Source organism: Enterobacter sp. MALB-1, from assembly GCF_041021625.1.
In the GTDB taxonomy this organism is placed as follows: domain Bacteria; phylum Pseudomonadota; class Gammaproteobacteria; order Enterobacterales; family Enterobacteriaceae; genus Enterobacter; species Enterobacter oligotrophicus.
On record NZ_JBDPJL010000001.1, the window covers coordinates 1,378,888 to 1,397,754 of the forward strand.

The 18,867-nt window shown below is 54.8% G+C and carries 17 protein-coding genes; 10 read left to right on the forward strand and 7 right to left on the reverse strand.

The window, feature by feature from the left end; genetic code table 11:
- Nucleotides 1-9: 9 nt before the first annotated feature.
- On the reverse strand, nucleotides 10-480 hold the full coding sequence (gene bcp, locus ABGB15_RS06615) for a thioredoxin-dependent thiol peroxidase (RefSeq protein WP_022648972.1): 471 nt from the start codon (nucleotides 478-480) through the stop codon (nucleotides 10-12).
- The gene (locus tag ABGB15_RS06620; protein WP_152081812.1) at nucleotides 480-1,049 is read right to left on the reverse strand and encodes a glycine cleavage system transcriptional repressor; all 570 of its coding nucleotides are present in this window, start codon (nucleotides 1,047-1,049) and stop codon (nucleotides 480-482) included. Before ABGB15_RS06620 ends, bcp begins: the two co-directional genes overlap by 1 nt.
- A 145-nt stretch (nucleotides 1,050-1,194) precedes the next feature.
- Between ABGB15_RS06620 and dapA the strand changes: the two genes are divergently transcribed.
- The 6 genes from dapA (at nucleotide 1,195) to ypfH (ending at nucleotide 7,649) form a co-directional block, all read left to right on the forward strand.
- Nucleotides 1,195-2,073: a 4-hydroxy-tetrahydrodipicolinate synthase gene (gene dapA / locus ABGB15_RS06625; protein WP_215723633.1), complete on the forward strand. Its 879-nt coding sequence runs from the start codon at nucleotides 1,195-1,197 to the stop codon at nucleotides 2,071-2,073.
- 16 nt (nucleotides 2,074-2,089) lie between these two features.
- Nucleotides 2,090-3,124 carry an outer membrane protein assembly factor BamC gene (gene bamC / locus ABGB15_RS06630; RefSeq protein ID WP_152081810.1) on the forward strand — a complete coding sequence of 345 codons (1,035 nt, stop codon included), beginning with the start codon at nucleotides 2,090-2,092 and terminating at the stop codon, nucleotides 3,122-3,124.
- A 109-nt stretch (nucleotides 3,125-3,233) separates the two neighbouring features.
- Nucleotides 3,234-3,947 carry a phosphoribosylaminoimidazolesuccinocarboxamide synthase gene (gene purC, locus ABGB15_RS06635; RefSeq protein WP_023332985.1) on the forward strand — a complete coding sequence of 238 codons (714 nt, stop codon included), beginning with the start codon at nucleotides 3,234-3,236 and terminating at the stop codon, nucleotides 3,945-3,947.
- A 118-nt stretch (nucleotides 3,948-4,065) separates the two neighbouring features.
- Complete coding sequence (locus ABGB15_RS06640) at nucleotides 4,066-4,935, forward strand: neutral zinc metallopeptidase (protein WP_152081809.1); 870 nt, start codon at nucleotides 4,066-4,068, stop codon at nucleotides 4,933-4,935.
- On the forward strand, nucleotides 4,935-6,881 hold the full coding sequence (locus ABGB15_RS06645) for a tRNA(Met) cytidine acetyltransferase TmcA (protein WP_215723632.1): 1,947 nt from the start codon (nucleotides 4,935-4,937) through the stop codon (nucleotides 6,879-6,881). Before ABGB15_RS06640 ends, ABGB15_RS06645 begins: the two co-directional genes overlap by 1 nt.
- 72 nt (nucleotides 6,882-6,953) lie before the next feature.
- Nucleotides 6,954-7,649: an esterase gene (gene ypfH / locus ABGB15_RS06650; RefSeq protein ID WP_152081808.1), complete on the forward strand. Its 696-nt coding sequence runs from the start codon at nucleotides 6,954-6,956 to the stop codon at nucleotides 7,647-7,649.
- A 38-nt stretch (nucleotides 7,650-7,687) separates the two neighbouring features.
- Here ypfH and ABGB15_RS06655 read toward each other — a convergent pair whose 3' ends face one another.
- From ABGB15_RS06655 to ABGB15_RS06665, 3 genes are read right to left on the reverse strand one after another with little or no spacing between them, the layout of a single operon-like run.
- Nucleotides 7,688-7,885, reverse strand: a complete 198-nt coding sequence (locus ABGB15_RS06655; protein ID WP_013098222.1) for a YpfN family protein — start codon at nucleotides 7,883-7,885, stop codon at nucleotides 7,688-7,690.
- 25 nt (nucleotides 7,886-7,910) lie between these two features.
- A complete protein-coding gene (gene dapE / locus ABGB15_RS06660; RefSeq protein WP_152081806.1) occupies nucleotides 7,911-9,038 on the reverse strand; it encodes a succinyl-diaminopimelate desuccinylase in 1,128 nt (375 codons plus the stop codon).
- Between the two features lie 10 nt (nucleotides 9,039-9,048).
- Nucleotides 9,049-9,399: an ArsC family reductase gene (locus ABGB15_RS06665; RefSeq protein WP_152081805.1), complete on the reverse strand. Its 351-nt coding sequence runs from the start codon at nucleotides 9,397-9,399 to the stop codon at nucleotides 9,049-9,051.
- Nucleotides 9,400-9,786: 387 nt separating this feature from the next.
- On the opposite strand from ABGB15_RS06665, the gene ypfM reads away from it, so the two are divergent.
- Nucleotides 9,787-9,846 (forward strand): protein YpfM, encoded by a 60-nt coding sequence (ypfM, locus tag ABGB15_RS06670; protein WP_015572204.1) that lies wholly within the window; start codon nucleotides 9,787-9,789, stop codon nucleotides 9,844-9,846.
- Nucleotides 9,847-9,954: 108 nt separating this feature from the next.
- Here ypfM and acrD read toward each other — a convergent pair whose 3' ends face one another.
- Together acrD and narQ are read right to left on the reverse strand one after the other, a co-directional pair.
- Entirely contained in the window at nucleotides 9,955-13,068 is a 3,114-nt protein-coding gene (gene acrD, locus ABGB15_RS06675) for a multidrug efflux RND transporter permease AcrD (protein ID WP_215723631.1), read from the reverse strand.
- A 142-nt stretch (nucleotides 13,069-13,210) separates the two neighbouring features.
- Nucleotides 13,211-14,905 (reverse strand): nitrate/nitrite two-component system sensor histidine kinase NarQ, encoded by a 1,695-nt coding sequence (gene narQ, locus ABGB15_RS06680; protein WP_152084402.1) that lies wholly within the window; start codon nucleotides 14,903-14,905, stop codon nucleotides 13,211-13,213.
- A gap of 152 nt (nucleotides 14,906-15,057) precedes the next feature.
- Here narQ and aegA point away from each other — a divergent pair, with 152 nt between their 5' ends.
- From aegA to ABGB15_RS06695, 3 genes are all read left to right on the forward strand, one after another.
- Nucleotides 15,058-17,034 (forward strand): formate-dependent uric acid utilization protein AegA, encoded by a 1,977-nt coding sequence (aegA, locus tag ABGB15_RS06685; RefSeq protein WP_215723630.1) that lies wholly within the window; start codon nucleotides 15,058-15,060, stop codon nucleotides 17,032-17,034.
- 67 nt (nucleotides 17,035-17,101) lie between these two features.
- Nucleotides 17,102-17,701 carry a GDP-mannose pyrophosphatase NudK gene (gene nudK / locus ABGB15_RS06690; RefSeq protein WP_152081802.1) on the forward strand — a complete coding sequence of 200 codons (600 nt, stop codon included), beginning with the start codon at nucleotides 17,102-17,104 and terminating at the stop codon, nucleotides 17,699-17,701.
- Nucleotides 17,702-17,778: 77 nt separating this feature from the next.
- A complete protein-coding gene (locus ABGB15_RS06695; protein ID WP_152081801.1) occupies nucleotides 17,779-18,822 on the forward strand; it encodes a DUF1176 domain-containing protein in 1,044 nt (347 codons plus the stop codon).
- The last annotated feature ends 45 nt before the right edge of the window (nucleotides 18,823-18,867 follow it).

Consider the following 18,867-nt stretch of genomic DNA (forward strand, 5'->3'; position numbering starts at 1 on the left):
CACTCACTTTCAGGCACTTTGTTTCAGCCAGTTCAGCACCACATCGTGGTGGTTGCTGGTTTTGAAGTCATCAAACACATGTTCAACTTTACCGTCAGCGTCAATCAGGAAGCTGATGCGGTGAATGCCGTCGTACGTTTTGCCCATAAAGGACTTCTCGCCCCAGACGCCAAACTGCTCGCAGACCTGGTGGTCTTCATCGGAAAGCAGCGTGAAGTTCAGCAGCTCTTTTTCAGCAAATCGTGACAGCTTTTCTGGTTTATCTGTGCTGATACCCAGCACTTCCACGCCGACTTTTTTCAACTCGTCCATGTTGTCGCGTAGACCGCAGGCCTGTACGGTACAGCCCGGCGTCATGGCTTTCGGGTAGAAATAGACCAGAACACGCTGTCCCTGGAAGTCGGTCAAATTTACTTGCTCGCCGTCTTGATCCGGTAAGCTAAATTTCGGTGCGATATCACCGGCTTTCAGTGGATTCATTACTCAACTCCATCCTGTTCATGCTGCGAATAATTGACGACGCTTATACTGCCTTGCGCGTGTAATTCTGTACAGAGGGCTTTAAACGCTTGCTCGATATTTGACGCATCCTGCGAGGCAGGGCTGTGCGCAGTAATCTGAATAAACAGCGTGGGAATGGCGTTCTCATCACCCGGCTGTGTACGGGAAACCAGTTCGGCAATATTCATCTGATGGCTGTCAAACAGCGCGGTAAAACGCTCAATCAGATGCGGTGAATCAGGCACTTCAACCTGCACCCAGACGGTGGAAGGCAGCGCCGGACGCGGACGTGCAGTGGTGCGTTTCATCACAATCAGCAAATCCAGCTCCGCGCCTTTCAGTGGCAGGGTGGATTCAATCAGCGTGATGGCATTCCATGTCCCGGACAGCAGCATAATAAACGTGAACTCTTCGCCAAGCATAGCCAGACGGCTGTCTTCGATATTACAGCCGCAGCTGCTTACGTGTCGGGTGATGGTGTTCACGATACCCGGCCTGTCAGCACCCAGCGCAGTGATAACCAGGTAATGTTGTGATGAGGTTGTCAAACCTGTTCTTCCTTTGCTTGGTTAAGTCTTCCTAAGGAAAGCATAAAAAAAACGTGCATACAACCGCCTGAGGCCCTCAGGTCGCTTGCTTTTATTACAGTTCCAAACGTACCATTGAGACTCTTGTTCGCACAGAGGATGGCTCATGTTCACGGGAAGTATTGTCGCGCTTGTTACACCGATGGATGAAAAAGGTAATGTCTGCCGCTCCAGCATGAAGAAGCTGATTGATTACCATGTCGCCAATGGAACCTCGGCGATCGTTTCGGTAGGGACTACCGGTGAATCTGCAACGCTGAGCCACGAAGAGCACGGCGATGTGGTTATGCTGACCCTTGAACTGGCTGACGGGCGTATCCCGGTCATCGCAGGCACGGGCGCTAATGCAACCGCAGAAGCTATCAGCCTGACCAAACGTTTCAACGACAGCGGCATCGTCGGCTGTCTGACCGTCACGCCTTACTACAATCGTCCCACTCAGGAAGGTTTGTTCCAGCATTTCAAAGCCATCGCGGAACATACTGACTTGCCACAAATTCTGTATAATGTGCCGTCCCGTACCGGTTGCGATATGCTGCCGGAAACCGTTGGTCGTCTCTCGAAAGTAAAAAATATTATCGGGATTAAAGAGGCGACAGGGAACTTAAGCCGCGTTCATCAGATCAAAGAGCTGGTTTCAGACGACTTTATCCTGCTGAGCGGTGATGATGCGACCGCGCTGGACTTTATGCAGCTCGGTGGTCATGGCGTGATTTCCGTAACGGCGAACGTTGCGGCTCGCGATATGGCAGAAATGTGCAAACTGGCGGCGGCCGGTCACTTTGATGACGCTCGCGTGGTTAATCAGCGTCTGATGCCGCTGCACAATAAATTATTTGTCGAACCCAATCCGATCCCAGTGAAATGGGCCTGTAAGGAGTTGGGACTTGTAGCGACCGATACGCTGCGTCTGCCAATGACACCGATTACCGACCACGGTCGTGATATCGTCAGGGCAGCGCTGAAGCATGCCGGTTTGCTGTAAAGTTTAGGGAGATTTGATGGCTTATTCAGTACAGAAGTCGCGCCTGGTGAAGGTTGCGGGTGTTTCGCTTGTTATGCTGCTCGCCGCCTGTAGCTCAGATTCGCGCTACAAGCGCCAGGTGAGCGGTGATGAATCCTATCTGGATGCAGCGCCGCTTGCTGAACTTCACGCACCTGCCGGTATGATCCTGCCGATTCAGAACGGCGATTATAATATCCCTGTGACCAATGGTAGCGGTCAGGTGGGTAAAGCGCTCGATATTCGTCCGCCAGCACAGCCGCTGGCCCTGGTGAGCGGGGCGCGTACCCAGTTTACCGGCGATACAGCGTCCCTGCTGGTTGAAAGTGCGCGCGGAACGACACTGTGGCCGCAGGTGGTCAGCGTGATTCAGGCGAAGAACTACACGATTGATAAACGCGATGACGCCAGCCAGACCTTAACCACAGACTGGATTGAATGGAGCCGTCTGGATGAAGATCAGCAGTACCGTGGTCGTTATCAAGTCTCCGTTAAACCACAGGGTTATCAGCAGGCGGTTACCGTTAAGCTGTTGAATCTGGAGCAGGCGGGTAAGCCGGTTGCCGATCCAGCCTCCATGCAGCGTTACAGCACCGAAATGTTGAACGTGATTGCCGCGGGACTGGATAAGAACGCCACCGACGCCGCTAACGCAGCGCAGAGCCGCAACGGTGTTACGTTCGACGTTCAGAGCGCCGCCGATGACACGGGTCTGCCAATGCTGGTGGTTCGTGCGCCATTTAACCAGACCTGGCAACGCCTGCCAGCGACGCTTGAAAAAGTGGGCATGAAAGTAACCGACAGCACGCGTTCAACGGGTAGCATCACGGCAACGTACAAGCCGCTGTCCGACAGCGCCTGGCAGGAACTGGGGGCACGCGATCCGCAACTGGCCTCCGGCGATTATAAAATTCAGGTCGGTGACCTCGATAACCGCAGTAGCCTGCAGTTTATCGATCCGAAAGGCCACACGCTGACCCAGTCGCAGAACGATGCGCTGGTCGCGGTCTTCCAGGCTGCATTCAGCAAATAAATACGAGGGCTGGTGAATCCAGCCCTTTTTATTTTCGTGCTACGCAAACGTGTGCGTGGCATAATATCCCCAGTTTTGAATACAAATCATCACACTAGGAGTAATGAAGATGCAGAAGCAAGCTGAGTTGTATCGTGGCAAAGCGAAGACCGTATACAGCACCGAAAACCCGGATCTGTTGGTGCTCGAATTCCGCAATGATACGTCAGCAGGGGATGGCGCACGCATTGAGCAGTTCGATCGTAAAGGCATGGTGAACAACAAGTTCAACCACTTCATTATGACCAAACTGGCCGAAGCGGGTATTCCAACCCAGATGGAAGCGTTACTGTCCGACACGGAATGTCTGGTGAAAAAACTGGATATGGTGCCGGTCGAATGTGTTATTCGTAACCGTGCCGCGGGCTCCCTGGTGAAGCGTCTTGGCATCGAAGAAGGTATCGAGCTGAATCCACCATTGTTCGACCTGTTCCTGAAAAACGACGCCATGCATGACCCGATGGTCAATGAATCTTACTGTGAAACCTTTGGCTGGGTGAGCAAAGAGAATCTGGCGCGTATGCAGGAACTGACCTACAAAGCGAATGACGTACTGAAAAAACTGTTTGATGACGCGGGTCTTATCCTGGTCGACTTCAAGCTGGAGTTCGGTCTGTTTAAAGGTGAAGTGGTGCTGGGTGATGAGTTCTCACCGGACGGCAGCCGTCTGTGGGATAAAGAAACGCTGGATAAAATGGACAAAGACCGTTTCCGTCAGAGTCTGGGTGGCCTGATTGAAGCATATGAAGCCGTTGCTCACCGTTTAGGCGTTAAGCTCGACTAATCCTCAATTGCCAAAGGATGTTCACATCCTTTGGCGTCTTACCTTTGTTTCCTATGGTAATCCTCTCATTAACCGCCTACGATCATAGCTATTGATAATGGAATAGTTCGAGGTGGTTATGCGCTGGCAAGGGCGTCGTGAAAGTGACAATGTAGAAGACAGGCGCAACAGTGGCGGCGGTGGCCCGTCAATGGGCGGCCCAGGGTTTCGTTTACCCAGTGGAAAGGGGGGAATTGTTCTGCTCATCGTCGTGCTGGTGGCAGGTTATTATGGTGTCGATTTGACCGGCCTGATGACCGGGGAGCCTCTTCAGCAACAGCCACAATCCCAGCGCTCTATCAGCCCGAATGAAGATGAAGCCGCTAAGTTTACCTCCGTTATTCTGGCAACGACCGAAGATACCTGGAGCCAGCAGTTCGAAAAAATGGGGCGGACCTATCAGCAGCCGAAACTGGTAATGTACCGTGGCGCAACGCGCACCGGTTGCGGCACCGGACAATCCGTTATGGGGCCGTTCTACTGCCCGGCTGACAGTACCGTTTATATCGATCTCTCCTTCTACGATGACATGAAACGCAAGCTCGGTGCCGACGGCGATTTTGCCCAGGGCTACGTGATTGCGCATGAAGTCGGGCACCACGTTCAAAAACTGCTCGGCATTGAGCCTAAAGTGCGTCAGCTTCAGCAAAATGCGTCTCAGGCGGAAGTGAACCGTTTGTCCGTGCGTATGGAGCTTCAGGCGGACTGCTTCGCCGGTGTCTGGGGGAAAAGTATGCAGCAACAGGGCGTGCTCGAAGCGGGCGACCTGGAAGAGGCGTTGAATGCGGCACAGGCCATCGGCGATGACCGTCTTCAGCAGCAGAGCCAGGGGCGGGTGGTACCGGACAGCTTCACACACGGTACGTCTGAACAACGTTACAGCTGGTTTAAACGCGGCTTCGACAGCGGCGACCCGGCGCAATGTAATACCTTCGGCAAAGCCATGTGATGTTGCCGTTTGAAAATCTGATCGGCCAGCTTACGCGTCAGGGCCATCGTCGGCTGGTTGTTCTTAGTGGCGATGAACAGTGGGTATACGCGCAGGCATCTGCCCTGCGTGATGCCTTGCCAGGCGACTGGTTGTGGCTGGAAGATAACGCCTCTAAAGCTATCAGCGGACTGCTGGGGCGTGAATTTCTGCATGCTATTTTTGACGCCCGCAGCGGGTTTGATGTTTCGGCCTTTGCCGCGCTCAGCGGAACGTTGCGCGCCGGAAGCCTTCTGGTGCTGCTGGTTCCGCCGCTCGCAGTCTGGCCGGAAAAACCCGACAGTGATTCCCTGCGCTGGAGCGACACTCCAGAACCGATTGCCACCCCGCATTTTGTAAATCATTTTTGCCGGACGATTGCTGCCGATCCTGACGTGATTTTGTGGCAGCAGAACCTGCCTCTATCGTTTCCCCCTTTCCCTGATGCGCCTGACTGGCAGCCTGCCAGCGGCGCGCCGCAGCGTGAGCAGGCTGAAATCCTGAATGTGCTTCAGACCATGCAGAGCGGCGTCGTGGCCGTTACGGCGGCGCGCGGGCGCGGAAAGTCCGCGATGGCGGGGATGTTACTCAGCAGCATTCAGGGCAGTGCCGTCGTTACGGCTCCAGCCAAAAGCGCAACCGACGTAATTGCCCGCTTTGCCGGAGATAACTATCACTTTATGGCTCCGGACGCGCTGCTGGCCTCTACCGTGCAGGCTGACTGGCTAATTGTCGATGAAGCGGCTGCTATCCCCGGCCCATTACTGGAAAAGCTGGTAACGCGTTTTCCCCGCACGCTGTTAACGACTACCGTTCAGGGTTACGAAGGGACGGGAAGGGGATTCTTGCTTAAATTCTGTGCCCGGTTTAGCGATTTGCAGCGGTATAGCTTATCAACGCCAGTTCGCTGGGCTGCCGGATGTCCACTTGAGCGGGTTGTCGCCAGTGCGTTGCTGTTTGACGATGCGCTTCTCGACCAGAAACCAGAAGGTGATGTGCGTATTACTTCTCTTGAGGCACAGGCGTGGGAGAGCAATCCCGTGCTCGTGGCACACGTGTATGAACTGCTATGCGCTGCGCACTACCGTACCTCGCCGCTTGATTTACGCCGTATGATGGACGCTCCCGGTCAGCACTTTTCTGTCGCACAAACCGGTTCCGCTATCGCGGGCGCGCTCTGGCTGGTGGACGAGGGCGGGTTAAGCCCGGAACTTAGCCGTGCGGTATGGGCAGGCTTTCGGCGTCCGCGCGGTAACCTGGTGGCGCAGTCTCTGGCGGCACACGGCGGTTCGCCTCTGGCGGCGACACTCAAAGGGCGACGAGTGACCCGCATTGCGGTTCATCCCCATCGCCAGCGGGAAGGTATCGGCCAGGCACTGATCCACCATGCGGGTGGTCAGGATTATCTCTCGGTGAGTTTCGGCTATACCGACGAGCTTTGGCGTTTCTGGCAGCAGTGCGGGTTCGTGCTGGTGCGGATGGGTAGCCATCGCGAAGCCAGCAGCGGCTGCTATACCGCGATGGCGCTGCTGCCGCTGAGCGAGGCGGGGCGTCAGTTGTGTGAGCAGGAGCAACGGCGTCTGTGCCGCGATGCGCGGGTATTATCGTCCTGGAATGGCGAAAAGATCCCGGTGGAAGATGGCTGGGAAGCTACCCTTAATAATGACGACTGGCTGGAGCTGGCCGGGTTTGCCTTCGCTCATCGGGCGTTTTCGACTTCCGTTGCCGCGTTAACCCGCCTGCTGTTAACCGTAGACATGCCGCTCCCGGCTTTGCGCGGAAAAATGGCGGGTAAAACGGATAGCGCCGGTCGAAAATCTCTGTTGGCTAAGCTACGCAATGAAACGGCATATGCGCTTGAAAGTCTTGATGAACAGCGCTGCCAGCAGTTGAAAGACAACATTTTGCAATGGCAATTTTTTCAATGAGTTCTTCAGTAAAGTGGCATGGTCATTACCCCCCGGAGGCGTAAAATCCAACCATCAATTAAGGAGACCGCCATGAAACATGACCATTTTGTTGTTCAAAGCCCTGACAAACCGGCAAAACAGTTACTGCTTCTGTTTCATGGCGTGGGTGATAACGCCGTCAACATGGGGCAGATTGGCAGCTGGTTTGCGCCGGTGTTTCCGGACGCGCTGATTGTCAGTATCGGCGGCGTGGAGCCGTGCGGTCCTGACGGACGGCAGTGGTTCTCTGTCCAGGGCGTGACGGAAGAGAACCGTCAGGCGCGTATTGATGCCATCATGCCCGTATTTATCGAAACGGTACGCTACTGGCAGCAGAAAAGCGGCGTTGGTGCAGATGCCACGGCGCTGATTGGCTTCTCGCAAGGATCGATTATGTCGCTGGAGAGCGTAAAAGCGCAGCCTGGCCTCGTATCCCGCGTGATTGCCTTTAACGGTCGCTTTGCCACGTTACCGCAAAGTGCCACGACGCAGACCACCATTCATCTGATCCACGGTGGTGAAGACCGGGTGATTGAGCTTTCGCATGCGGTGGCTGCCCAGGAAGCGCTGATCCGTGAAGGCGGGGATGTCACGCTGGACATTGTGGACGATCTGGGGCATGCCATTGACGATCGCAGCATGCAGTTCGCGCTCGACCATTTACGCTATACCGTGCCGAAGCACTACTTTGATGAAGCGCTCAGCGGCGGTAAGCCGAATGATGATGATATTGTAGAGTTTATGTGAATATTACCCCTCTCCCGAGCGGGGAAGGGGTAATAAATTTACTTCTTCTGGTCTTTCTTCGGCCAGTCGTCGTCATCATCCCATTTATCGTTAAAATCACGATGTGGTGGGAGATCTGGCTTGTTAGCGAGAAATTTTTTGTGGTCAACGCGCTTAAGATCTTTAATCACGTTAAGCAGCACGCCTACCAGAAACACCAGCACCAGAATCCACCAGTATTTAGCCAGCCAGTCCATTCGCTATTCCTTCTCAGAGCATTCGTCAGGCGACGAGTTGCTCCATAATACGTTGATACATACGGGCCAGCAGTTGCAAATCTGCCGCATTCACACACTCATTGATTTTGTGAATAGTGGCGTTAACCGGACCCAGTTCGACAACCTGCGCACCCATGCGGGCAATAAAGCGCCCGTCTGACGTGCCACCCGTTGTCAGCAGTTGTGGCTTAATTTCATTATAGTGTGCGATAGCGTTCACCACCGCATCCACCAGTTTTCCGCGCTGCGTCAGGAACGGCTGGCCGGAAAGCCACCAGTCAATGGTGTAGCGCAGTTCATATTTTTCCAGCAGCGCAATCACGCGTGCTTTGATCATCTCGTCAGTCAGTTCGGTGCTAAAACGGAAGTTGAACTGCACGAAGATATCGCCAGGGATCACATTGTTGCTGCCCGTACCGGCCTTCACGTTAGCAATCTGCATGCTGGTAGGCGGGAAGAACTCGTTGCCCTTGTCCCACTCAATAGCCACCAGTTCGTTCAGCATGGGGGCTGCACGATGAACCGGGTTGTCGGCGAGATGCGGATACGCGACGTGTCCCTGAACGCCGTGAATGGTCAGGTTGCAGGTAAGCGACCCACGACGACCGTTTTTCACCACATCACCGACGATTTCGGTACTCGACGGCTCACCCACCAGGCAGTAGTCCAGACGCTCGTTACGCGCCATCAGCGTCTCAACCACTTTCACGGTGCCATTGTGCGCGCTGGCTTCTTCATCGGAGGTGATCAGGAACGCGAGACGGTTTTTATGGTTCGGATGTTGGGCAACGAAACGCTCCGCCGCCACCACCATCGCCGCCAGTGAGCCTTTCATGTCTGCCGCACCGCGGCCAAACAGCATGCCGTCACGGATGGTGGGTTCGAACGGTGGGTTGATCCAGCGGTCTGCATCGCCAGCCGGAACCACATCGGTATGTCCGGCAAACGCCAGCGTTTCGCCCTGACCGCGCCATGCCCAGAAGTTCTGTGTGTCGCCAAAGTCCATTGGTTCAACGGTAAAACCAATGGCACGCAAGCGCTCAATCATTAATGCCTGACAACCTGCGTCGTCCGGGCTAAGAGAAGGACGGCGAATAAGCTGCTGAGTCAGCTCAATGACCGGGCATGACATAGACTACACCTCAACGAAAAAAGTCTGAATAAACGGTTTCACTAAAACCCAGCAGCATAGGCTGCCCTGGCTTGCAGAGCAATGGGCGTTTGATAATTGCTGGCATTTCAAGCATCAGTTTTGCCGCACTATCGGCATCGTTGATCGTCGCGCGTAGCGACTCATCCAGTTTTCGCCAGGTGGTGCCGCGGGTATTCAGCAAGGCTTCCCAGCCCAGCTCCTTGATCGCCGTATGCAAAAATGCCGCATCAAGACCATCGACACGGTAATCGTGAAAGCGGTATGCCACATCGTTGGCTTCCAGCCAGCGGCGCGCTTTTTTGATGGTGTCGCAATTTTTAATACCGTACATCACTACCATGGTGAATCCTTTTGTTCTTTTGACGGGTGAATGTTCAATTATTTCGAAGATATATCCTTAAGCGAAATATAACACAGGAATGATATCACTGGATTTACAATTCTCCTTAATTGAACGCACAACTGTAAGCTGAATATTTTTTCATCATTTAAGCATAGTTGTCCATAAAGATTAAATTTCTAATAAAGTCAGCAGGTAAAATTAAAGTCACCTGCCTGTATGGTTATTTCAAAATATTGCTGTCCGTCACATAAAATTTAAGAGGCTGCGCTCATAGTTGTCTCAAATCCTTTTCAGATGCGGGGTGTAATCACAGAAATTGGCTAAATAGTCTTCACAATGATGATACGTTTCCGTAGAATATGCATAATAATAAGAGAGGTTGTTATGATTGAACGCGAACTGGGGAACTGGAAAGATTTTATCGAAGGCATGCTTCGTAAATGACATTCAGTAAGAATTGCAAGAGCACTTAAATAAGTAAAATAACCATAGTGTGAACTCATCACACAATAAAAAGGCGGCCCTGAGAGCCGCCTTTTTTATTTCACCACACTATTCAGGCCGCTCTTTAAGCGGGAAACGGCGGCGCACCAGCACGAAGAATAACGGAACGAAATAGATCGCCAGAATCGTTGCTGAAATCATGCCACCCATCACGCCCGTACCAACCGCATGCTGGCTGCTGGAGCCTGCGCCAGAACTGGTTGCCATCGGTAATACACCAAAGACAAACGCCAGAGAGGTCATCAGGATCGGACGTAAGCGCTGGCGACAGGCGTGCAGCGTCGCGGCCATCAGGTCATGGCCTTTGGCGTTCATCTCATTGGCAAATTCGACGATCAGAATGGCGTTTTTCGCCGACAAACCGATGACGGTGAGCAGACCCACCTGGAAGTAAACATCGTTCTCCAGACCGCGCATCCAGGTCGCCAGCAGCGCACCAATGACCCCGAGCGGTACTACCAGCATGACCGAGAACGGCACCGACCAGCTTTCATACAGTGCTGCCAGGCAAAGGAACACCACCAGCAGCGAAAGCGCATAGAGCGCAGGGGCTTGCGCACCGGAGAGACGTTCCTGGTAGGACATGGCCGTCCACTCCAGGCCAAACCCGGTTGGCAACTGCTGCACCAGTTGTTCCATGATATCCATCGCCGTACCGGTACTGACGCCCGGCGCGGCTTCACCTACGATCTCCAGCGCGGAGTAGCCGTTGTAGCGTTCCAGGCGCGGTGAGCCCGTTTCCCAGCGCGAGGTGGCAAAGGCGGAGAACGGCACCATGCCGCCTGTATTGTTACGTACATACCAGCGGTTAATGTCGTCCGGCAGCATGCGGTATTTCGCGGCAGACTGAACGTAGACTTTTTTCACGCGGCCGCGATCCATAAAGTCGTTCACATAGCTGGAGCCCCACGCCGTTTGCAGCGTGTCGTTAATGTCGTCTATCGATACGCCAAGCGCCTGCGCTTTACGCTGATCGATATCCACCTGCAGCTGCGGGCTGTCGTCCAGACCGTTATGACGAACGCGGGTCAACTGCGGATCTTTACCCGCCAGGTCGAGCAGTTTGTCACGTGCAGCCATTAACGCGTCATGCCCGGCACCTGCGTGATCCTGCAGTTCCATATCAAACCCTGCCGAACTGCCAAGACCGCTGATAGCGGGAGGGCTGCTGGCGAAAACGCGCGCCTCTTTGATGTGGCTGAAGGCTTTGGTCGCCCGTTCGATAATGGCAAACGAGGAGCCTGTATCGCTGTCGCGTTGATCCCAGTCTTTCAGACGCACAAACATACGTGCCACGTTCTGCCCGTTACCGCCGGGGCCAGAGCCGACGGTGGAAAAGACGGACACAACGTTATCTTTCTCTTTAGCCTGGAAGTAGTTCTCAACCTTTTGCACCACCTTCAGCGTTTGCTGCTGCGTGGAGCCGCTCGGCAACTGAACGGAGGTGATAAACATGCCGCGGTCTTCCAGCGGCAGGAAGGAGGTCGGCAGGTGCAGGAACAGGAACACCATGCCGCCGAGCAGCAGGACGTAGACCACCATCCAGCGCACGCTGCGGTGCAATATCCTGCCCACGCCCGCTTCATAGCGCGCCGCATTACGGTTGAACATGCGGTTAAACCAGCCGAAAAAGCCTTTCTGACCGTGGTGCTCACCTTTATGCAACGGTTTGAGCAGCGTGGCGCAGAGGGCAGGGGTGAGGATCATCGCCACCAGCACCGAGAGCACCATCGCGGAGACGATAGTGATAGAGAACTGGCGGTAGATCGCGCCGGTCGTCCCACCAAAGAAGGCCATCGGGATAAACACCGCTGAGAGCACCATCGCGATACCGACCAGCGCGCCCTGAATTTGCCCCATCGATTTCCGCGTAGCTTCACGCGGTGAAAGGCCTTCCTCGCTCATGATGCGCTCAACGTTTTCCACCACCACGATGGCATCATCCACCAGCAGGCCGATCGCCAGCACCATCGCAAACATGGTTAAGGTGTTGATACTGTAACCAAAAGCGTAAAGCACCGCGAAGGTGCCGAGCAGCACCACCGGCACCGCAATCGTTGGAATAAGCGTGGCACGGAAGTTTTGCAGGAACAGGTACATCACCAGGAACACCAGCGCGATGGCTTCGAGCAGGGTTTTCACCACATCTTCAATAGAGGCTTTGACGAAGGAGGTGGTCTCGTAGGCGACTTTATATTCCAGCCCGTGCGGGAAAAAGTGCGACAGCTCATCCAGACGATCGATGACCAGTTCTGCCGTTGCCATTTCATTCGCACCGGAGGCCAGTTTGACCCCTAAACCGGATGCCTGATTACCGTTAAAGCGGCTCAGGTAGTCATATTTTTCCGCTCCCATCTCCACGGTGGCGACATCGCCCAGGCGTACTTCAGAACCGTCCTGATTGACCCGCAGGGTAATATTGCGGAACTGTTCAGGCGTCTGGAGCAGTGACTGCGAATTAATGGTGGCGTTCAGCGCCTGGTTATCCACGGATGGCGTACCGCCCAGTTGACCCACGGCAATCTGGGCGTTCTGCGATTCGATGGCATCGGTAACATCTTTCGCCGTCATCTGCACGCTGTTGAGCTTGTCAGGGTTCAGCCAGATGCGCATGGAATATTGTGAGCCATAGGCATCGATATCCCCCACGCCGTTAATACGGCTGAGCGGGTCCTGGATATTACTCGCCACGTAGTCGGCAATATCCTGTTTATCCATCGAGCCATCGGTGGAGACAAACGCAATGGTTAAAATATTGGTATCACCGGTTTTACGCACGGTGACGCCCTGGTTTTGCACAGCCTGAGGCAGCTTACGCAGGGCTGACTGCAGCTGGTTTTGTACCTGCTGTACTGCTTCATCCGGGTCCGTACCTGCCGTAAAGCTCAGGGTGACCGTCGCCTGGCCGGTCGCGCTACTCTGTGAGGACATGTACATCAGGTTATCGAGGCCCGTCATGTTCTGCTCGATGACCTGCGTGACGGTATTTTCCAGCGTCTGTGCCGAAGCGCCAGGGTAGTTAGCCGTAACACGCACGTTGGGCGGTGCCAGATCGGGGTATTGCTCAACAGGAAGTGAAGTAATGGCCAGGACACCTGTCAGACACAACAGGATGGCAAGTACCCAGGCAAAAATGGGGCGATCGATGAAAAAATTCGCCATGAAAAGGTGACCTCGTTTTGCTGCACGTCGTTATTGTCTATTGTCCGCATCACTGTAGCGGTAAGTCGAAGGTCAAACGTGGAGAAATAAAGGAGATAATGTAAATTATCATGCGCTTTTTTCAGCGTTTGCCCCTTTACCGTTATTTACCCGCCAGAGCTGCTGGTGTACGGAACGTCACGCTGACCTGCGTCCCGCCATTTGGCGGCGGGGAAAAGTGCAACGTCCCGCCGAGCCGTCCCGCGCGTTCGCGCATAATGTTCAGCCCGTAGTGTCCTGGCGGCTCGCTGGCTTCGCCAATACCAATGCCGTTGTCGCGAATGGTGACGGTGTGCGTGCCATCGGCTGACGTGATACAGCTGACAATAATTTCGCTTGCCTGAGCATGTTTAATGGCATTCAACACCGCTTCACGCACGATCTGTAACAAATGCACCTGCTTTTGCGCATCCAGCGCCAGCGAGGAGAGACGGCAGTCAAGGACCAGTTTCGCCTGCGTCTGGCTTTGCAGCCCGTCGAGGGACTCCTGCAGTGCGGCAGGAAGGTTGGCATGATTGAGCGTCAGGCGGAAGGTGGTAAGCAGTTCGCGCAGCTGCCGCCAGGCGTTGTTTAGCTCACGGGAGAAGTCCGCGATGATGGTTTGTGCCGGGAGATCCTCTTCCGGCACGGCACGTTTGAGCAGCGCAAGCTGGATGCGCAAATAGGAGAGGACCTGCGCCAGTGAGTCATGTAACTCGCGGGCAATGGTCGCGCGTTCTTCCATCAGCAGTAACTGCTGATAGTGTTTCTGCGCCTGGTTGAAATAGAGCCCGCGCCCCAGCATTGTCGCCACGCTTTCCATAAGCGGCAGCGATACGGCATGCTTCTCGCTCTGCCAGCGCAGCTCGCCATAAAGGGTATCCTGCATCAGCACCGGCAGGCTTTGCATCTGACTGTCGTTTGTCTCCGTCCCCTCACACAGCCGCCAGTCGTCGCTGGTGCGAAGTTCAAGGTAATTCATCTGCGTGTATTCATGCACAATCTGCAAAATATGCCTGAAACAGTGGCTGTCGATCTGGCCGGTATTGAGCGCCTGCGAACATTTGAACAGCATCTCAAGCTGCTGATGCGCTTCATTTAAATGGTGTGTTTTTTCCGCAACGGACTGCTCAAGTGAGAGATACAGCGTCCGCAGCTCGGCTGACATATGGTTGAACGCACGGGAAAGTTGGCCCAGTTCATTCGGCAGGGCAGTATCAGGCGCAGGCGTGTCAAATTGTCTCCGTTCAATACGTTCGCTGGCCGCCACCAGATTGTTCAGCGGCAAAACCACCTGGCGGCGGGTCTGTCGCAGCGTAAATACGGTCAGCAGCAGAATGCTCAGCCCGCCCGCCAGCGACATCAGGATAACCAGCTGAATTTTATGTTCGGTGTAGTGCTGGAGCGCCAGCACAAAGGCATCAATGCGGCCAACAAAATCCTCAATGTGGGTCTGATACCACGCCGTGTCGCCGCTGGCGATACGCTTATCCATCTCCTGCCAGGCAAGATGAAGCTGTTGGTAGCGTTGTTTGACATCTTCAGGCACATACCAGCGGTCTAATTTCTGCAGCGCCGGTGCGCTCAGCGTCTGCTGCCAGCTCTCACGGTGCTCCGCAAGTGAAGGGCTGACACGCTGCATTTCGTAGCCCAGGCGGTAGCTCTGCATGCGCAGCGAACCGGCAATATTGATCGCCTCGGCGTCACGCTGGCTGCTGGCGAGCGTCAGCAGTGCGATGGCGCTGGTCAGGACGGACAACACAATAATCGAAAAGAAAGCCCGAGCCAGGCTTCCGGAAACAGAACGTTTAACGGTCACAAAACGGCTTCCTGAATAAAATTGATCTGCCACAGGTTCACTGGAAATAGTTTGGTTTCCTGGGCATTTGAACATTGCCTGATAACGCTACGATGAGTAAATACAATATTCATATAAAGAATAAGGTTATTGAACCAAAAACAGGTGTCGTTATGAATCGTTTTATTATGGCCAACAGCCAGCAATGTATCGGATGTCGTGCCTGCGAAGTCGCCTGCGTGATGGCGCACAACGATGAACAGCATGTTCTGAGCGAGCACCATTTCCATCCCCGCATTACGGTCCTTAAATCGGGCGCAAAAAGTAGCCCCGTCACCTGCCATCACTGCGAAAATGCCCCTTGCGCGCAAAGCTGCCCGAACGGGGCCATCAGCAAGCACAGCGACAGCGTACAGGTGAATCAACAAAAATGCATTGGTTGCAAAGCCTGCATGGTGGCCTGCCCGTTTGGCACTTTGGACATTATCGTCACACCGCAGGAAAACGACAGCGTGAAGGCCACGGCGCACAAGTGCGATCTCTGCCTGACACGGTCGCAAGGCCCGGCCTGTGTCGAAAACTGCCCGGCCGATGTACTCAGGCTTGCCACTCCCGCGGTGCTGGATAACCTGGCGAAAGCGCGCCGACAGCGCACCGCCCGGCTTGAGGCGCAGCCCTGGCACGGTGAAGCGGTGCAATGTGAACAACCGCAAACCAAATTGCAGCAACTGCACAATACACCGAAGCGTGGCGAGCCGGATAAACTCACTCCCGAAGAACGCGTCGTCCATTTCAACGAAATTTATCTGCCGTTTCGGGCGGAGCAGGCTCACCGCGAAGCGTCACGCTGCCTCAAATGCGGTGAGCACAGTATCTGTGAGTGGCACTGTCCGCTACATAACCACATTCCGCAATGGATTGAACGCGTTAAGGCGGGGGATATCGCAGGCGCAGTTGCGCTTTCGCATCAGACCAACTGTTTACCTGAAATCACCGGCCGCGTCTGCCCGCAGGATCGATTATGTGAAGGAGCCTGCACAGTACGTGATGAATCGGGGTCGGTGACTATTGGCAATATTGAGCGCTATATCTCTGACCAGGCGCTGGCAATGGGCTGGACGCCGGACATGCGCGACGTTTCACCGGTGAATAAACGTGTTGCTATTATCGGGGCGGGTCCGGCCGGGCTGGCGTGCGCCGATGTGCTGGTGCGCAGCGGCGTGAGTGTCACAGTGTACGATCGCCATCCGGAAATTGGCGGTTTGCTGACGTTTGGTATTCCGGCTTTCAAGCTGGATAAATCGCTGCTGGCGCGCCGCAGAGCGATATTTACCGCGATGGGGATCACGTTCGAGCTGAACTGCGAAGTGGGTAAAGATATCTCTATGGCGCAACTGCAAAGTGACTACGATGCGCTGTTTATCGGCGTTGGAACCTATCGCTCCATGAAAGCGGGAATTCCGCATGAGGACGCGCCAGGCGTGTATGATGCGTTGCCCTTCCTCGTGGCAAACACGCGCCATATCATGGGGCTTGAGCCGACGGTCACCGAGCCGTTTATCGACACCCAGGGCTTAAATGTCGTGGTGCTTGGCGGCGGCGATACGGCGATGGACTGCGTGCGGACTGCACTGCGACACGGTGCTGCGAAAGTGACCTGTGCCTATCGGCGGGACGAAGCCAACATGCCTGGCTCGAAAAAAGAGGTCAAGAATGCCAAAGAAGAGGGCGCGACGTTTGAATTTAACGTCCAGCCCGTTGAACTGACGCGCGGCCCTGACGGGCAGGTTAACGGCATTCGGATGCTGCGTACTGAACTGGGTGAGCCGGATGCGCAGGGGCGTCGTCGGCCTGTTCCGGTGGCGGGCAGCGAATTTGTTATGCCTGCGGATGCGGTGATCATGGCGTTTGGTTTCAACCCGCATGCGATGCCGTGGCTGGAGGCTCAGGGCGTCGAAACGGATGACTGGGGACGAATCGTTGCCTCCGTGGAGAGCCGCTACCGTTACCAGACCTCAAACCCGCAAATTTTCGCCGGAGGAGATGCAGTTCGCGGCGCGGATCTGGTGGTGACGGCGATGGCCGAAGGGCGTCATGCCGCGCAGGGGATCATGGACTGGCTGGGAATAGAACCGCCAAAAATGCACTAACGCCATCGGGCGACAAAGCGGGTTTCACGGCGTAGTATTAAAAGACTCATTCTGCCGTGGAGCCCGTATGTCCCTGAAAATAGACGTCATCAAAGACATCATCCTTTCTGAAAACTATTTTGTCCTGCGTAACATCACCTATGATTTAACGCGTAATAACGGTGAAGTGATCCGCCATAAACGCGAGGTCTATGACCGTGGCAACGGGGCAACCATTCTGCTGTATAACCGTGAAAAGCAAAGCGTGGTGTTGATTCGTCAGTTTCGGGTGGCGACATGGGTGAATGGCAATCCTGACGGACGGCTGATTGAAACCTGCGCTGGCCTGCTCGACGACGATGAACCTGAAGTCTGCATCCGTAAAGAGGCCGTGGAAGAGACAGGCTTTGAAGTGGGGGAGGTGACAAAAGTCTTTGAGTTATTCATGTCGCCAGGCGGCGTAACGGAGATCATCCATTTCTTCATCGCGGAATACAACGATGCGCAGCGGACTCACCGGGGCGGCGGCGTAGAAGACGAAGATATCGAGGTGCTGGAAATTCCTTTCGCTGAGGCATTAGCCATGGTGAAAAGTGGCGAGATCAGGGACGGTAAGACGGTGATATTGCTGCAATATTTACAAACAACCGGTCTGATGAGTTCCGTTTCGGATAAATCTATCCGATAAATCCGATTGAGCAAGCCCGGATGTAACACGAAGATACGGCCCAGTTTTGCGTTTTCGTTTCCGGGATTGTGCCATCCATGCGCCACTGCGTTTTTATTCTCTTCCTGTCTTGCGTGCTGCCTGCGTCGTTGGCGTGGGCTGCGCCCGCTCAACAGTCTTTTTCAGACTGGCAGGTGACCTGCAACAACCAGAATTTTTGCATTGCGCGTAATACCGGTGAACATCACGGCCTGGTCATGACGCTCAGCCGCAGCGCCGGAGCGAAAACGGATGCAACGTTGCGTATCGACCTGGGCGGGCTCTCCCCGCCGCCGGTCAAAGAGCCTGACATTGCTCCCCGGCTTTTGCTGGATGATACGCCGTTAACACTGAACGCACAGCACTGGCAACTCACTCCCTGGCATCTGAAGACAGACGACGCAACGACCATCACCACCTTTTTGAAACACATTCAGGAGGGGCAGGCACTGACCCTGCGTGGCGGCAAACAGGTTGCCTCTCTGGACGGTCTGAAAGCGGCGTTGTTATTTATCGACGCTCAGCAGAAACGCGTCGGGAGTGAAACGGCCTGGATTAAGAAAGGTGACGAACCGCCGCTGAGCGTCCCCCCCGCACCGGCCTTAAAAAAGGTGGCGGTAGTGAACCCGACACCTACGCCGCTCACCCACGAAGAGCTGAACGATCTGCTGGATTACGGGACCTGGCGGATGAATAACAGCCAGTGCTCGCTGGACCCGAACCGTCGCGAAGTGCGCGTGACCGCATTGACCGACGACAAAGCGCTGCTGATCATCAGCTGTGAAGCCGGGGCCTATAACACCGTTGACCTGGCGTGGCTGGTGTCGCGTAAAAAACCATTTGCGGCCCGCAGCGTCAGGCTGCGTCTGCCGTTTACGCCGTCAAGCGAAAGCAGTGAAATGGAGCTGATGAACGCCAGTTTTGACGAAAAAACGCGTGAACTGACCACGCTTTCGTTAGGACGCGGTATTGCGGATTGCGGGATACAGACGCGCTGGCGTTTTGACGGCCAGCGCTTTCGTCTGGTGCGGTATGCCGAAGAGCCAAGCTGTGATAACTGGAATGGGCCAGACGCCTGGCCCACGCTGTGGATCACCCGTTAGACTTTGCCGGGTGGCGGCTTCGCCTTACCCGGCCTACAACACATT

Coding starts and splice junctions, on each gene's coding strand:
- bcp (WP_022648972.1), bottom strand. CDS start 480: ATGAATCCACTGAAAGCCGGTGATATCGCACCGAAATTTAGCTTACCG.
- dapA (WP_215723633.1), top strand. CDS start 1,195: ATGTTCACGGGAAGTATTGTCGCGCTTGTTACACCGATGGATGAAAAA.
- bamC (WP_152081810.1), top strand. CDS start 2,090: ATGGCTTATTCAGTACAGAAGTCGCGCCTGGTGAAGGTTGCGGGTGTT.
- purC (WP_023332985.1), top strand. CDS start 3,234: ATGCAGAAGCAAGCTGAGTTGTATCGTGGCAAAGCGAAGACCGTATAC.
- ABGB15_RS06640 (WP_152081809.1), top strand. CDS start 4,066: ATGCGCTGGCAAGGGCGTCGTGAAAGTGACAATGTAGAAGACAGGCGC.
- ABGB15_RS06645 (WP_215723632.1), top strand. CDS start 4,935: ATGTTGCCGTTTGAAAATCTGATCGGCCAGCTTACGCGTCAGGGCCAT.
- ypfH (WP_152081808.1), top strand. CDS start 6,954: ATGAAACATGACCATTTTGTTGTTCAAAGCCCTGACAAACCGGCAAAA.
- ABGB15_RS06655 (WP_013098222.1), bottom strand. CDS start 7,885: ATGGACTGGCTGGCTAAATACTGGTGGATTCTGGTGCTGGTGTTTCTG.
- dapE (WP_152081806.1), bottom strand. CDS start 9,038: ATGTCATGCCCGGTCATTGAGCTGACTCAGCAGCTTATTCGCCGTCCT.
- ABGB15_RS06665 (WP_152081805.1), bottom strand. CDS start 9,399: ATGGTAGTGATGTACGGTATTAAAAATTGCGACACCATCAAAAAAGCG.
- acrD (WP_215723631.1), bottom strand. CDS start 13,068: ATGGCGAATTTTTTCATCGATCGCCCCATTTTTGCCTGGGTACTTGCC.
- aegA (WP_215723630.1), top strand. CDS start 15,058: ATGAATCGTTTTATTATGGCCAACAGCCAGCAATGTATCGGATGTCGT.
- nudK (WP_152081802.1), top strand. CDS start 17,102: ATGTCCCTGAAAATAGACGTCATCAAAGACATCATCCTTTCTGAAAAC.
- ABGB15_RS06695 (WP_152081801.1), top strand. CDS start 17,779: ATGCGCCACTGCGTTTTTATTCTCTTCCTGTCTTGCGTGCTGCCTGCG.